Origin of the sequence: Pseudomonas donghuensis (assembly GCF_000696345.2) — a bacterium.
Taxonomy (GTDB): domain Bacteria; phylum Pseudomonadota; class Gammaproteobacteria; order Pseudomonadales; family Pseudomonadaceae; genus Aquipseudomonas; species Aquipseudomonas donghuensis.
Map to the genome: position 1 here is coordinate 694,283 of NZ_CP071706.1, position 13,952 is coordinate 708,234.

The window sequence follows — 13,952 nt, forward strand, 5'->3', positions numbered from 1 at the left end:
GCCGGTACGAGCCGGCGCCAAGTTTGCGCGAATGAGGACAAGTGTTATGGGTAAGAATGTCGTAGTCCTGGGCACCCAGTGGGGGGATGAGGGCAAAGGCAAGATCGTCGATCTGCTGACCGAACATGCTGCCGCCGTAGTGCGCTACCAGGGTGGCCACAACGCTGGCCACACCCTGGTGATCGACGGTGAAAAGACCGTGCTGCACCTGATCCCTTCGGGCGTGCTGCGCGAAGGCGTGCAGTGCCTGATCGGCAACGGCGTGGTGGTAGCACCGGACGCCCTGCTGCGTGAAATCAACAAGCTCGAAGAGAAAGGCGTACCGGTGCGCGAGCGCCTGCGCATCAGCCCTTCCTGCCCGCTGATCCTGTCCTACCACGTGGCCCTCGACCAGGCCCGTGAAAAAGCCCGTGGCGAGCAGAAGATTGGCACCACCGGTCGCGGCATCGGCCCGGCCTATGAAGACAAGGTTGCCCGTCGCGGCCTGCGCATCGGTGACCTGTTCCACCGCGAGCGTTTCGCTGCCAAGCTCGGCGAGCTGCTGGACTACCACAACTTCGTGCTGGTCAATTACTACAAAGAGCCTGCAATCGACTTCCAGAAGACCCTGGACGAGTGCATGGAATACGCCGAGCTGCTCAAGCCGATGATGCTCGACGTCACTGCCGAGCTGCACAACCTGCGTCGCGCCGGCAAGGACATCATGTTCGAAGGCGCCCAGGGCTCGCTGCTGGACATCGACCACGGTACCTACCCGTTCGTGACCAGCTCCAACACCACCGCTGGCGGCATCGCTACCGGTTCGGGCGTTGGCCCTATGTACCTGGACTACATCCTGGGTATCACCAAGGCCTACACCACCCGCGTTGGCTCGGGCCCGTTCCCGACCGAACTGTTCGATGACGTCGGTGCTTTCCTGGCCAAGCGTGGTCATGAGTTCGGCGCCACCACCGGTCGTGCCCGTCGTTGCGGCTGGTTCGATGCCGTGATCCTGCGTCGCGCCATCGACGTCAACAGCATCTCCGGCCTGTGCCTGACCAAGCTGGACGTGCTCGACGGCCTGGAAACCATCCGTATCTGCGTGGGCTACAAGAACGAGAACGGTGCCGTTATCGACGCCCCGACCGACGCCGACAGCTACATCGGCCTGGAGCCGGTGTACGAAGAAATGCCGGGCTGGAGCGAGTCGACCCTGGGTGCCAAGACCCTGGAAGAACTGCCGGCCAATGCCCGTGCCTACATCAAGCGTGTGGAAGAGCTGGTCGGCGCGCCGATCGACATCATCTCCACCGGCCCGGACCGCAACGAGACCATCGTGCTGCGTCATCCGTTCGCCTGATTCGCGACTGATGTAAAGACAAAGGCCCCTTGATAGGGGCCTTTGTCGTTTCTGTCGGCTGATCGGCACAACCTTTGCTGTAAGAATCGCTCAAGCGGTGCCATCACCTTAATGGCCCCAGAAGTAGAGGGTTCTTTCGTGTCTGCCGTTCTCTCACTGTTACGAAGCCGCCTGTTGCGGCCTGTCTTTGTTGCTCTTGGTATCGCTCTTTTGGTGCAGGTGCTGGTCGCGGTCGCGCTGACCCGGAGCACGGTCACTGCTCTGGAGGCCGATCTGGACAATCGTCTGGCTACCGACAGCCAGAAGCTTGCCGCTGAACTCGAACAGGCTGGCAGGGAGGTCAGCTCCGGGCTCGATAGCCTCTCCACCAGTACCCGTCAGCGCCTGACTGCAGGCCTTTCCACGCGCTTGCAGGATGAACAGGCACAATTGCGCGCGACCCTTGAAAAGAACCTCAAGGATTCGGCCAACGACATGGCCGAGCTGCTGGCCTCGGTGGCGCCGCGAGCCATGTGGGATAACGACGTGCCGACCCTGTCGGAGTTCTCCCGTCGGGCCCAGCGCAACCCCAACGTGTTGTTCGTGGTGTACGACGACGCTCAGGGCCAGCACCTGACCCGTTACCTCAACCGGCAGAACCCGATCAACCAGGCGCTGCTGGAGAGGGGGCAGGGCGAGCGGGCGCTGGACAAGGTACTGGACGCCGCGCGTAACGACCCGTCGGTGTACCTTGTCGAAGCCTCGATCAACCCCAACGGTGTCGAGATCGGCAAGGTGCTGATGGGCGTCTCCACTGCCGTGGTTGACCATGAGCTGGTGGCGCTGGACAAGCGCTTCTCGGCGTTGATTGCCAGTGGTGATCAACTGGTTGGCGACAGCCTGGTGGGCGCCGCAGCAGACAGCAACAAGGCCCTGAGCGCGCGCCTGGAAGCGGCTCAGGCGAGTGCGGCCGGCATGCAGGCCAACACTGCGCAAAGCGTCCAGGACGCCGCGGCAACCCTGCGCTGGAACATCGGCGTGGGTCTGGCCCTGGTCGGCCTGGGCGTGTTGCTGGTGGTGGCCGTGGTGCTCGGTCGGCGCGTGGTCAACAAGTTGCGCCTGTTGATCGCTGCGTTGAACGACCTGGCGGCGGGTGAGGGCGATCTGACCAAGCGCGTCACCATCGACAGCCGCGACGAGATCGGCGATATGGCCGCAGCGGTCAATCAGTTCGTCGCCAAGCTGCAGCCCATCGTTCGCGAGGCCGGCGAGGTGGCCCAGCGTACCGGCATCGAGATCGGCGCCATGGCCCAGCGCAATGCTGGCGCCGACGCCGCTGCCGAGCTGCAGCGCGATGAGGTTGCCGCCAGCCTGCGCGACCTGTCGAGCATGGCCGATGAGGCCCAGGCCGAAAGCCAAGCCATGCAATCGGCCTTGCAGCAGGTGGTGGATATTCGTCAGGCCACTGACGAGAACAGCCGTACCTCTACTCAGGTGGCCAAGCTTATCGAGGACCTGGCCGGGCAGGTCGAGACCGGTTCCAAGGTCATCGAGCGCCTGGCCCAGCAAAGCGAGCAGATCGAGGTGGTGCTGACGGTGATCCATGGCATCGCCGAGCAGACCAACTTGCTGGCGCTCAACGCTGCCATCGAGGCGGCGCGCGCCGGGGAAACCGGCCGTGGTTTTGCTGTGGTGGCCGATGAGGTGAGGGCGCTGGCGAGCAAAACTCAGAGCTCTACCGGTGATATCCAGGCGCATATCGGTGCGTTGCAGCAAGGGGCGAAAGAAGCGGTGGCGGCGATCAGCCAGGCAGGGCGGCAAGCCAGCGAGGGCCTGCTGGTGCTACGCGATAACGCTCGCGTGCAGCAGTCGGTGCAGGCCTCGGTGGAGCAGGTGCATGCGGCCATCGGCCTGGCTACCCGTGCGGCTGAGCAGCAGGCGCAGGGTGCTCAGGCGGTGCGCGGCCGGGTGCAGACCATTCACACCCAGGCCGAGCGGGCCGCCGAGGTGGTGATGCAGACCACCGCCAGCAGCAAGGTGCTCGATGACCTGGCAGCGCAGCTCAAGGCCAGCTTGGGGCAGTTCCGGGCTTGAGCGTAATCGCGGGGCAAGCCCGCTCCCACCGTGGGAGCGGGCTTGCCCCGCGATGCTTTTCAGGCATCACGCGCGGTTCAGGTACATCCGCGTAGTCAGCAGATACACCGGCAACCCGGACACCAGAATCAACAGCGCCGCATAAGGTGCCGCTGCCGCGAACTCGACGTTGGCGGTATGCGCCCACACCTCGGTGGCCAGGGTGGTCATGCCGGTCGGGCTGAGCAGCAGGGTCGCCGTCAGTTCCTTCATGGCATCCAGGAACACCAGGGCAAATGCCGCAGCCAGGGCCGGGAAGATGATTGGCAGGGTCACCCGGCAGAACGCCGTGAACTGCGTCGCGCCAAGGGTGCGTGCGGCTTCTTCAAGCTGTGGCGCCGCCTTGTTCAGGGCCGTGCGCACCGGTGCCTGGGCCAGCGGCAGGAACAGCAGCGCATAAGCCAGCAACAACAATCCTGTGGTCTGGTACAGCGCCGGCACGTAGTGCAGGGCGAAGTACACCAGGGTCAGGGCAATCACCAACCCCGGCAGCGCATGCAGCAAGTACGGCAGGCGCTCGGCCCAGATCGCCAGGCGGCCCTTGTAGCGCACCACCAGGAAGCTAACCGGCAGTGCCAGCAACAGGCTCAGCCCGGCGCCACCCAGTGACAGCGACAGCGACGAGAACAGGGCGCGGCTGATATCGGCCAGCGGAAACGCCGCCGACGAGCCAACACTCAGCCAGTAGCCGAGCATGCCCAACGGAATGCCGCTGCCCAGCAGTGCCAATGTCAGGCAGTACAGCTGCCCCACCGGCATCCACGCGCGCAGGTGAATCGGCGCACCACGCCGGGCCACGCCCTGGCCGATCCGCACATGCCGGGCTTTGCCGCGCACGCGCAGTTCCAGCCATAGCATCAGCAGACACATGAACAACAGCACCGCCGAGAGCATGGCGGCGTTGGCGTTGCTGAACTCCAGCTCGAACTGCTGGTAGATCGCGGTGGTGAACGTCTGCAGGCCGAGGATCGACAAGGCGCCGAACTCCACCAGCATGTGCAGGGCAATCAACAGGCTACCACCGATGATCGACGGCCATAGCAGCGGTAGGGTGATGCGAAAGAATACGCCCCAGCGTGTCTGTCCCAGGGTGCGCGCCGACTCTTCCAGCGAGGTGTCGAGGTTGCGCAACGTGGCCGCCACCGGCAGGAACACCAGCGGATATTTGGACAGGCTCATTACCAGGATGGCGCCGCCCAGGCCTTCGAAGCGCGGGCTCAGCGATACCCAGGTAAAGCCGCTGACAAACGCCGGCACGGCAAACGGCAGGCACAGGATCACGCCCCACAGGCGCCGCCCTGGCAGGTCGCTGCGCTCAAGCAACCAGGCCAGGGATACGCCCAGGGCCATGCAGGCCAGGGTGACGCCGGCCATGAGCATCAGGGTGTTGCGCAGCAGGCCCCAAACGAACGGGCGCCAGAGCAGGTGCAAGGCTTCGCGCCAGCCGGCTTCCCAGGTCTTGAGGGCGACATACAGCAGCGGTAACAGGCTCAGCCCGACCAGCAGCAACACCGGCAGCACCACCCAGATCGACGGGCGCTTGCGCTTGGGTACGTAACGGCTGGCCAGTGCGGCCGCGGGCAGGGCTGCGCTCATTACAGCAGGCCAACTTCGCGTTCGAGCTCCAGGGCTTCTTCGGCATTACCCAGGTCGGCCGGGCTGATTTTCGGCGGGCGCAGGTCTTCGAAGGGCTTCAGGCCCTGGTCCGAGACCATGCCTTTATGCAGCGGATACTCGGCGGTGGTCTGGGTAATCACCCGCTGGCCTTCTTCGCTGGCCATCCAGGCCAGTAGCGCCTGGGCTTGTTTCGGGTGTTTGCTGGCTTTCACCGCAGCAGCGCTGGAGATGGTGACCAGGCCGCCAGCGTCGCCATCGGCCAGGTAGTAGAGTTTCGAGTCCAGCTGGCCGCGCTCTTTCTTCAGGGCGTACCAGTAGTAGTTGTTCACCAGCACCGCCGCGACTTCGCCGTTCTCCACGGCTTTGAGTGCAACCATGTTGTTGGTGTAGGTCTTGCCGAAGGCCTTGAGGCCGGTCAGCCATTCTTCGGCGGCGTCGCGGCCGTGCAGCTTGAGGATGGCCACGGCCTGTTCCTGGAACGCGCCGCTGGTCGGCACGAAGCCGATCTTGCCGTCCCACTCGGGGTCGGCGAAATCCATCACCGAGGGCGGCAGGTCTTTCTCGTCGATCACCTTGGGGTTGAAGGCGACCACGCGAGTGCGCGCGGTGACGCCCATCCAGGTGCCGTTGCCGGCGACATATTCCTTAGGCAGCACCTGCAGGGTCGAATCATCGATCTTGGCCAGCAGGCCCAGCTCGCCGAGGTTGTTCAGCGGTGGCGATTCTTCGGTGTAGATGACGTCGGCGGGGGAGCGATCGCCTTCTTCGATGATCTGGCTGGCCAGCTGGTTGCTGCTGCCCTTGCGAATGTTGATGTGGATACCGGTCTTGGCCTCGTAGGCCTTGGCGATGGCTTCACCGATTTCCTTGTGCTGGCCGTTGTACAGGGTCAGTGCCACAGGATCGGCGGCCATGGCGGCTGGCGTGCCCAGCACCATGGCAAAAACAGAGACGGCCAGGCCGCGCAACAGGGTGTTATTGCGGAACGTCATGCGGGTACTTCCTCGCTTGCGGCTACATATCTGGAAACAATGATAATCGATATTGCTTCTCAAATGCCCTTGTGAGGGAAAATTCATGAGCAGGCTATCGGTCGTTTCAGGATTGCAGGCGAGGAAAAGGGGAGGGGCAGAAACGAAAAAACCCGCTTTCGCGGGTTTGATCTGAATTGGTGCCCAGAAGAAGACTCGAACTTCCACGACCGTAAGGTCACCAGCACCTGAAGCTGGCGTGTCTACCAATTTCACCATCTGGGCAAAATGAAGCGGTGTAGCTTGAAACAAAAACAGTGTAGCGTGTTGCAGTAAATCTCAGAAGCCGGAGGCAGTTCTAAGATTTGAAATTGGTGCCCAGAAGAAGACTCGAACTTCCACGACCGTAAGGTCACCAGCACCTGAAGCTGGCGTGTCTACCAATTTCACCATCTGGGCATTTCGCTGAGGAACATGATGCTTCACATCGTGTTGCATCTCAACTATAACGACGGTGTCCGTCGCTGTGGTGCGCACTATACGGATGCCTCTGAGAGCTGTAAACCCCCGTTCAGAAAAAATCTTAAAAAATTCAAGTCGTTGTTCCTTATGATGGTTTTGGCAGCATCGAGGGGGCTCTGACAGGGCTGTCCAAGCCTGAAATTTCCGGTTTCAATACGCCTATGCCAAACTAACCCTTATATAGACAAGGTGAACCCCTCCTAATGGCCGATTGGCAGACCCTCGATCCCGAGGCCGCTCGTGAAGCGGAAAAATACGAAAACCCTATTCCTAGCCGTGAGCTGATCCTCCAGCGTCTGGACGAGCGCGGCTCGCCGGCAGCCCGTGAGCAGCTGGTCGAAGAGTTCGGCCTGACCACCGAAGACCAGATCGAAGCCCTGCGCCGCCGCCTGCGTGCGATGGAGCGCGACGGCCAGCTGATCTATACCCGGCGCGGCACTTATGCCCCGGTAGACAAGCTCGACCTGATCCTCGGCCGCATCGCCGGCCACCGCGACGGCTTCGGTTTCCTGATCCCGGATGACGGCAGCGACGACCTGTTCCTCAGCCCCGCACAAATGCGCCTGGTGTTCGATGGCGACCGCGCCCTGGCCCGGGTTTCCGGCCTGGACCGTCGTGGCCGCCGCGAAGGTGTGGTGGTCGAAGTGATCTCCCGTGCCCACGAGAGCATCGTCGGCCGCTACTTCGAAGAAGGCGGTATCGGCTTTGTCACCCCCGACAACCCCAAGGTCCAGCAGGAAGTGCTGATCACCCCGGGTCGCAACGGCGGTGCCAAGATCGGTCAGTTCGTCGAGGTCAAGATCACCCACTGGCCGACCCCGCGCTTCCAGCCTCAGGGCGATATCACCGAAGTGATCGGCAACTACATGGCCCCGGGCATGGAAATCGACGTTGCCCTGCGCAGCTACGATATTCCGCATGTCTGGCCAGAAGCCGTGATCAAGGAAGCGCGCAAGCTCAAGCCGGAAGTCGAAGAGAAAGACAAAGAGCACCGCGTCGATCTGCGCCATCTGCCGTTCGTCACCATCGACGGCGAAGATGCCCGCGACTTCGACGATGCGGTGTACTGCGAGAGCCTGGGCAAGTTGCGCCTGTTCTCCGGTGGCTGGCGCCTGTACGTGGCGATCGCCGACGTCTCCAGCTACGTGCGCCTGGGTTCTGCCCTGGATGCCGAAGCCCAGGTGCGCGGCAACTCGGTGTATTTCCCCGAGCGCGTGGTGCCGATGCTGCCCGAAGAGCTGTCCAACGGCCTGTGCTCGCTGAACCCGCACGTCGACCGCTTGGCGATGGTCTGTGAAATGACCATCAACAAGTCCGGGCAGATGGTCGATTACCAATTCTACGAAGCGGTGATCCACTCTCATGCGCGCCTGACCTACAACAAGGTCAGCAGCATGCTCGAACACGCCCGTACCCGCGAAGGCAAGGCCCTGCGCGAGCAGTACAGCAACGTGGTGCCGGACCTCAAGCAGCTCTATGCGCTGTACAAGGTGCTGCTGGCGGCCCGTCATACCCGTGGTGCGATCGACTTCGAAACCCAGGAAACCCGGATCATCTTCGGTTCCGAGCGCAAGATCGCCGAAATTCGCCCGACCGTGCGCAACGACGCCCACAAGCTGATCGAAGAGTGCATGCTGGCGGCCAACGTGGCCACCGCCGAGTTCCTCAAGAAGCACGAAATCCCTGCGCTGTACCGTGTTCACGACGGCCCGCCACCGGAGCGTCTGGAAAAACTGCGCGCCTTCCTGGGCGAGCTGGGCCTGTCCCTGCACAAGGGCAAGGAGGGGCCGTCGCCCAAGGATTACCAGGCACTGCTGGCGAGCATCGCCGACCGCCCGGATTTCCACCTGATCCAGACCGTGATGCTGCGCTCCCTGAGCCAGGCGGTGTACAGCGCCGACAACAATGGCCACTTCGGTCTGAATTACGAGGCGTACACCCACTTCACCTCGCCGATCCGTCGCTACCCGGACCTGCTCACCCACCGGGCCATCCGCAGCGTGATCCGTTCGCGCCAGGAAACCCCGCACGTCAAGCGTGCCGGTGCGATGAGCATTCCCAAGGCGCGTATCTACCCGTACGACGAGGCGACCCTGGAGCAGCTCGGCGAGCAGTGTTCGATGAGCGAGCGGCGTGCCGACGAGGCCACCCGCGACGTGGTCAACTGGCTCAAGTGCGAGTACATGAAAGACCGCGTCGGCGAGAGCTTCCCGGGTGTGATCACCGCGGTGACCGGCTTTGGCCTGTTCGTCGAGCTGACCGACATCTACGTCGAAGGCATGGTGCACGTCAGCGCCTTGCCGGGTGATTACTACCACTTCGACCCTGTGCATCACCGCCTGGCCGGTGAACGTACCGGGCGCAACTTCCGCCTGGGCGACACCGTCGAGGTGCGGGTGATGCGCGTCGATCTCGAGCAGCGCAAGATCGACTTCGAGATGGCCGAGAACACCCTCAAGGCGCCGATTGGTCGCAAGCAGCGTGGCGAAGGCGTGCGTCCACAAGACGGCAAGCCGGTACCGGTGCTCGACAAGGCTGAAGTGACCAAGGCCGCTGAACCTGCGCGCCGGAGCAAGAAGAACGAAACCGCCGAAGCCTATTTCCCCTCCCATGCCGCGGCGAAAAACGCCGAAGTGCGCAAGAGCCGGGAGATGAAGAAGGCCTTGATGTCCGATGCCAAGCACGCAGGTAGCAAGCCGGCATCCAAGTCGGGCAAGTCGGAAAAACCGAGCAAGCACCGTAAAGGGCCGCCGAAAGCCGGCTCCGCGTCACGTAAACCCAAGGCCAAGTCATGAGTCAGTTGGAAAAGATCTACGGCGTGCATGCCGTGGAAGCCCTGTTGCGTCATCACCCCAAGCGGGTCAAGCAGATCTGGTTGTCCGAAGGGCGCAGCGAGCCGCGCCTGCAGCCACTGCTTGAGCTTGCTGCGCAGAACCGCGTGGCGGTCGGCCAGGCCGAGCGCCGCGAGATGGATGCCTGGGTTGAAGGCGTGCACCAGGGCGTGGTGGCTGAAGTCAGCCCGAGCCAGGTCTGGGGCGAGGCGATGCTCGAAGAGCTGCTCGACCGTACTGAGGGCGCGCCGCTGATCCTGGTGCTCGACGGCGTCACCGACCCGCACAACCTCGGCGCCTGCCTGCGCACCGCCGATGCTGCCGGCGCCCTGGCGGTGGTGGTGCCCAAGGACAAGTCGGCGACCCTGACCCCTGCGGTGCGTAAAGTGGCCTGCGGTGCGGCGGAAGTCATCCCCCTGGTGGCGGTCACCAACCTGGCGCGGACCCTGGAGAAACTCCAGCAACGTGGCCTGTGGGTGGTGGGCACGGCGGGCGAGGCCGAGCAGGAGCTGTATCAACAGGACCTGACGGGCCCGACCATCCTGATCATGGGCGCCGAAGGCAAGGGCATGCGCCGCTTGACCCGCGAGCACTGTGATTTTCTGGTCAAGCTGCCGATGGCCGGTAGCGTCAGCAGCCTCAACGTATCGGTGGCGACGGGCGTGTGCCTGTTCGAGGCCGTTCGTCAGCGGCAGGCCAAGCGCAAGGCTTGATATCGGCGCTGCATCTATCGCGGGTCAAGCCCGCTCCCACAAGGACTTGTAGGAGCGGGCTTGACCCGCGATGCTTTTCTAGCTGCTCAATAATTCACCAATTGCCTTGCTTGTCTTTCGGCGCTTCTCTACAATTGCGCCCCTTGCCATGTTGGCAGGCGTTCATGCGCCTTTTCCCAGGGCAAGACATACAAGTGTCCTTCACTCCTTGTCTGACCACTCTGGTGGCAGACTACAACCCGTAAGGAGCATTCATGCGTCATTACGAAATCATCTTTCTGGTCCACCCTGACCAGAGCGAGCAAGTCGGCGGCATGGTTGAGCGTTACACCAAGCTGATCGAAGAAGACGGCGGCAAAATCCACCGTCTGGAAGACTGGGGCCGTCGTCAACTGGCCTATGCAATCAACAATGTTCACAAGGCTCACTACGTGATGCTGAACGTTGAGTGCACCGGCAAGGCCCTGGCCGAGCTGGAAGACAACTTCCGCTACAACGATGCCGTGATCCGTAACCTGGTCATCCGTCGCGACGAAGCCGTTACCGGCCAGTCCGAGATGCTCAAGGCTGAAGAGAACCGCAGTGAGCGCCGTGAGCGTCGCGACCGTCCTGAGCATGCTGACAGCGCCGATGGCGATGACAGCAACGACAGCGACAACAGCGATAACGCTGACGAGTAATCCACGGACCTTTTGAGGAGCCTATTACATGGCACGTTTCTTCCGTCGTCGTAAATTCTGCCGCTTCACTGCTGAAGACGTGAAAGAGATCGATTACAAAGATCTCAACACCCTGAAAGCTTACGTATCCGAAACCGGCAAGATCGTTCCAAGCCGTATCACCGGTACCAAAGCTCGTTATCAGCGTCAGCTGGCTACCGCTATCAAGCGCGCCCGCTTCCTGGCCCTGCTGCCCTACACCGACAGCCACGGCCGCTGAGACCGGGTCGTCGACAAGTAGCAAAGGATAAAGTGCATGCGAGCGCTAGCTGATTACATCATGCGCGGACGTGTGCAGGCCACGCTTGTCGTGGCCGGATCGGCGGCATTGCCGCTGTTGTTCTGGTTGAGTGCCGCTGCGGGATGCCTTGTGCTTCTGCGGCGCGGTTCGGACGCATTGAGCGTCCTTGGTCTGGGATTGCTGGCGACGTTGTTGAGCTGGCACTTCCTGAAGGACCCGACAGCGTTGCTGGTGCTGGTGGGGTCTTGCAGCCTTGCGTTGGTTTTGCGCGCAGGCCATTCCTGGAACCGCGTGCTGCTGGTCAGCGTGGTAGTGGGGTTGTTGTTTGCGGTGAGCCTGGGGACCTTGCTGGGTCCTTACATCGATTCACTCGCCAAAGCGTCGCAAGATGCCTTGCCGTTAGTGATGGGTAAAGCCTACGAGACTATCTCGGCGGACCAGAAGGCAATGCTCGCCTCAGTGATGGCCCCAATCTTGATCGCTTCAATAGCGATAACGCTGCAGGTCTTTAGCGTGTCATGTCTGATTCTTGGGCGTTATTGGCAGGCGTTGTTGTACAACCCAGGTGGTTTCGGTCGCGAATTTCGCGCGATTCGGTTCCCCAAGGGCGTGATGCTGGCATTGCTGGCCGTCATGTTTGTAGCACCGTTCATGGGGCTGCACGCATTGATTCTGTTGCCGCTGTGCAGTGTTGCGTTCATGTTCGCCGGGCTGGCCCTGATTCACGGGCTGGTCGCGCAGAAACGCCTGGCCAATTTTTGGCTGGTGGGGTTATACGTCACGCTGTTGCCTTTCATGCACTTGATCGGTCCATTGCTCGTGGTTCTGGCCATTGTCGACAGCCTGATTGATTTTCGTGGTCGTTCAGCATCCAAGGATGCCGATGACGCGAACGGTGAAGGTTAAAAGTTAAGAGGTTAATACCAAATGGAACTGATCCTGCTGGAAAAAGTCGCCAACCTGGGCAACCTGGGCGACAAGGTAAATGTTAAGGCCGGTTACGGTCGTAACTTCCTGCTGCCATTCGGCAAAGCCACCGCTGCGACCGCTGCCAACCTGGCTGCGTTCGAAGAGCGTCGTGCTGAGCTGGAAAAAATCGCTGCAGAGAAAAAAGCTTCGGCCGAAACTCGCGCTGCCCAACTGGCTGAGCTGGAAGTGACCATCACTGCCACCGCCGGTGACGAAGGCAAGCTGTTCGGTTCGATCGGCACCCACGACATCGCTGACGCCCTGACCGCCTCCGGCGTTGAAGTGGCCAAAGCTGAAGTTCGTCTGCCGAACGGCACCATCCGTAACGTCGGCGAATACGACGTTGCCGTGCACCTGCACAGCGACGTTGAAGCCACCGTTCGCGTGGTTGTTGTCGCAGCCTAAGCTGTACCGATCGGCTGGCACCTTGGGTGTCAGCCGGTTAACATCGGGCACGATCCTGCTTTGCAGGTCGTGCCCTTTGTCTTTTTCATCACCCTGATTCCTGCGTGGCCATGAACGAGATAACCGCCCCCGAGCAATATGATCTGCAAACCGCTGCCCTGAAGGTGCCGCCGCATTCCATCGAGGCCGAACAGGCCGTGCTCGGTGGCTTGATGCTGGACAACAACGCCTGGGAGCGGGTGCTCGATCAAGTCTCCGATGGCGACTTCTACCGGCATGACCACCGCCTGATCTTCCGCGCTATCCACAAGCTCGCCGACCAGATGGCCCCGTTCGACGTGGTCACCCTGCACGAGCAGCTGGACAAGGAAGGCCTGAGTTCGCAAGTCGGCGGCCTTGGTTACCTGGGCGAGCTGGCCAAGAACACCCCGTCGGTGGCCAACATCAAGGCCTATGCCGCGATCATCCGCGAGCGGGCGACCCTGCGCCAACTGATCAGCATCAGCAACGAGATCGCCGACAGCGCCTTCAACCCCCAGGGGCGCAATGCCGCGGAGATCCTCGACGAAGCCGAACGGCAGATCTTCCAGATCGCCGAAGCCCGACCGAAAACCGGCGGCCCGGTGGGCGTCAACGACCTGCTGACCAAGGCCATCGACCGCATCGATACGTTGTTCAACACCGACAGCGCGATCACCGGCCTGTCCACCGGCTACACCGATCTCGACGAGAAAACCAGCGGCCTGCAGCCCGCCGACCTGATCATCGTCGCCGGTCGTCCATCGATGGGTAAGACCACCTTCGCCATGAACCTGGTGGAGAACGCCGTACTGCGCAGCGACAAGGCGGTACTGGTGTACTCCCTGGAGATGCCAGGCGAATCGCTGATCATGCGTATGCTGTCCTCGCTCGGGCGCATCGACCAGACCAAGGTGCGTTCCGGCCAGCTGGAAGACGACGACTGGCCGCGCCTGACCTCGGCGGTCAACCTGCTCAACGACCGCAAGCTGTTCATCGACGATACCGCCGGCATCAGCCCGTCGGAGATGCGTGCGCGTACCCGCCGCCTGGTGCGCGAGCATGGCGACATCGCCATGATCATGATCGACTACCTGCAGCTGATGCAGATCCCGGGCTCCAGCGGCGACAACCGCACCAACGAGATTTCCGAGATCTCCCGCTCGCTCAAGGCCCTGGCCAAAGAGTTCAACTGCCCGGTAGTCGCCTTGTCGCAGCTCAACCGCTCCCTCGAGCAGCGGCCAAACAAGCGCCCGGTGAACTCCGACTTGCGTGAATCCGGTGCGATCGAGCAGGACGCCGACGTGATCATGTTCGTTTACCGCGACGAGGTCTACCACCCGGAGACCGAGCACAAGGGCATTGCCGAAATCATCATCGGCAAGCAGCGGAACGGCCCGATCGGCTTTATCCGCCTGGCCTTCATCGGCAAGTACACACGCTTCGAAAACCTCGCGCCGGGCAGTTACAACTTCGACGACGACGAGTAAGTCGC

General features: G+C 62.0%; 11 protein-coding genes and 2 tRNA genes. 9 read left to right on the plus strand and 4 right to left on the minus strand.

All coding sequences use genetic code 11. The features are described from left to right. The first annotated feature begins 46 nt into the window (after positions 1-46). The gene (locus BV82_RS03160) at positions 47-1,339 is read left to right on the plus strand and encodes an adenylosuccinate synthase (protein ID WP_010221599.1); all 1,293 of its coding nucleotides are present in this window, start codon (positions 47-49) and stop codon (positions 1,337-1,339) included. Positions 1,340-1,477: 138 nt separating this feature from the next. Then, on the plus strand, positions 1,478-3,412 hold the full coding sequence (locus BV82_RS03165; protein ID WP_010221600.1) for a methyl-accepting chemotaxis protein: 1,935 nt from the start codon (positions 1,478-1,480) through the stop codon (positions 3,410-3,412). 66 nt (positions 3,413-3,478) lie between these two features. On the opposite strand, the gene BV82_RS03170 is transcribed toward BV82_RS03165, so the two are convergent. The 4 genes from BV82_RS03170 to BV82_RS03185 all read right to left on the minus strand — a co-directional run bounded on the left by BV82_RS03170 (position 3,479) and on the right by BV82_RS03185 (position 6,498). After that, entirely contained in the window at positions 3,479-5,047 is a 1,569-nt protein-coding gene (locus BV82_RS03170; RefSeq protein WP_010221601.1) for an ABC transporter permease, read from the minus strand. Further along, a complete protein-coding gene (locus tag BV82_RS03175) occupies positions 5,047-6,060 on the minus strand; it encodes an extracellular solute-binding protein (RefSeq protein WP_010221602.1) in 1,014 nt (337 codons plus the stop codon). Before BV82_RS03175 ends, BV82_RS03170 begins: the two co-directional genes overlap by 1 nt. A 177-nt stretch (positions 6,061-6,237) precedes the next feature. Next, a tRNA-Leu gene (locus BV82_RS03180) sits at positions 6,238-6,324 on the minus strand. A gap of 87 nt (positions 6,325-6,411) precedes the next feature. Next, positions 6,412-6,498, minus strand: a tRNA-Leu gene (locus tag BV82_RS03185). Positions 6,499-6,764: 266 nt separating this feature from the next. Here BV82_RS03185 and rnr point away from each other — a divergent pair. From rnr to dnaB, 7 genes are all read left to right on the plus strand, one after another. Continuing rightward, positions 6,765-9,356: a ribonuclease R gene (gene rnr / locus BV82_RS03190; RefSeq protein ID WP_036995504.1), complete on the plus strand. Its 2,592-nt coding sequence runs from the start codon at positions 6,765-6,767 to the stop codon at positions 9,354-9,356. Then, complete coding sequence (gene rlmB, locus BV82_RS03195) at positions 9,353-10,105, plus strand: 23S rRNA (guanosine(2251)-2'-O)-methyltransferase RlmB (protein ID WP_036995505.1); 753 nt, start codon at positions 9,353-9,355, stop codon at positions 10,103-10,105. Before rnr ends, rlmB begins: the two co-directional genes overlap by 4 nt. 254 nt (positions 10,106-10,359) lie before the next feature. Beyond that, the gene (gene rpsF, locus BV82_RS03200; RefSeq protein ID WP_010221605.1) at positions 10,360-10,785 is read left to right on the plus strand and encodes a 30S ribosomal protein S6; all 426 of its coding nucleotides are present in this window, start codon (positions 10,360-10,362) and stop codon (positions 10,783-10,785) included. A 28-nt stretch (positions 10,786-10,813) separates the two neighbouring features. Further along, positions 10,814-11,044, plus strand: a complete 231-nt coding sequence (gene rpsR / locus BV82_RS03205; protein ID WP_009403887.1) for a 30S ribosomal protein S18 — start codon at positions 10,814-10,816, stop codon at positions 11,042-11,044. 36 nt (positions 11,045-11,080) lie between these two features. Beyond that, entirely contained in the window at positions 11,081-11,971 is an 891-nt protein-coding gene (locus BV82_RS03210; protein ID WP_010221606.1) for a YybS family protein, read from the plus strand. Between the two features lie 21 nt (positions 11,972-11,992). After that, positions 11,993-12,439 (plus strand): 50S ribosomal protein L9, encoded by a 447-nt coding sequence (rplI, locus tag BV82_RS03215; protein ID WP_010221607.1) that lies wholly within the window; start codon positions 11,993-11,995, stop codon positions 12,437-12,439. Positions 12,440-12,549: 110 nt separating this feature from the next. After that, positions 12,550-13,947: a replicative DNA helicase gene (gene dnaB / locus BV82_RS03220; protein ID WP_010221608.1), complete on the plus strand. Its 1,398-nt coding sequence runs from the start codon at positions 12,550-12,552 to the stop codon at positions 13,945-13,947. Positions 13,948-13,952: the final 5 nt, after the last annotated feature.

Bases quoted from the DNA above. Each gene is read 5' to 3' on its own strand.
- BV82_RS03175 (WP_010221602.1), bottom strand. From the start codon at position 6,060: ATGACGTTCCGCAATAACACCCTGTTGCGCGGCCTGGCCGTCTCTGTT.
- dnaB (WP_010221608.1), top strand. From the start codon at position 12,550: ATGAACGAGATAACCGCCCCCGAGCAATATGATCTGCAAACCGCTGCC.
- BV82_RS03160 (WP_010221599.1), top strand. From the start codon at position 47: ATGGGTAAGAATGTCGTAGTCCTGGGCACCCAGTGGGGGGATGAGGGC.
- BV82_RS03170 (WP_010221601.1), bottom strand. From the start codon at position 5,047: ATGAGCGCAGCCCTGCCCGCGGCCGCACTGGCCAGCCGTTACGTACCC.
- rpsF (WP_010221605.1), top strand. From the start codon at position 10,360: ATGCGTCATTACGAAATCATCTTTCTGGTCCACCCTGACCAGAGCGAG.
- rnr (WP_036995504.1), top strand. From the start codon at position 6,765: ATGGCCGATTGGCAGACCCTCGATCCCGAGGCCGCTCGTGAAGCGGAA.
- rlmB (WP_036995505.1), top strand. From the start codon at position 9,353: ATGAGTCAGTTGGAAAAGATCTACGGCGTGCATGCCGTGGAAGCCCTG.
- BV82_RS03210 (WP_010221606.1), top strand. From the start codon at position 11,081: ATGCGAGCGCTAGCTGATTACATCATGCGCGGACGTGTGCAGGCCACG.
- rpsR (WP_009403887.1), top strand. From the start codon at position 10,814: ATGGCACGTTTCTTCCGTCGTCGTAAATTCTGCCGCTTCACTGCTGAA.
- rplI (WP_010221607.1), top strand. From the start codon at position 11,993: ATGGAACTGATCCTGCTGGAAAAAGTCGCCAACCTGGGCAACCTGGGC.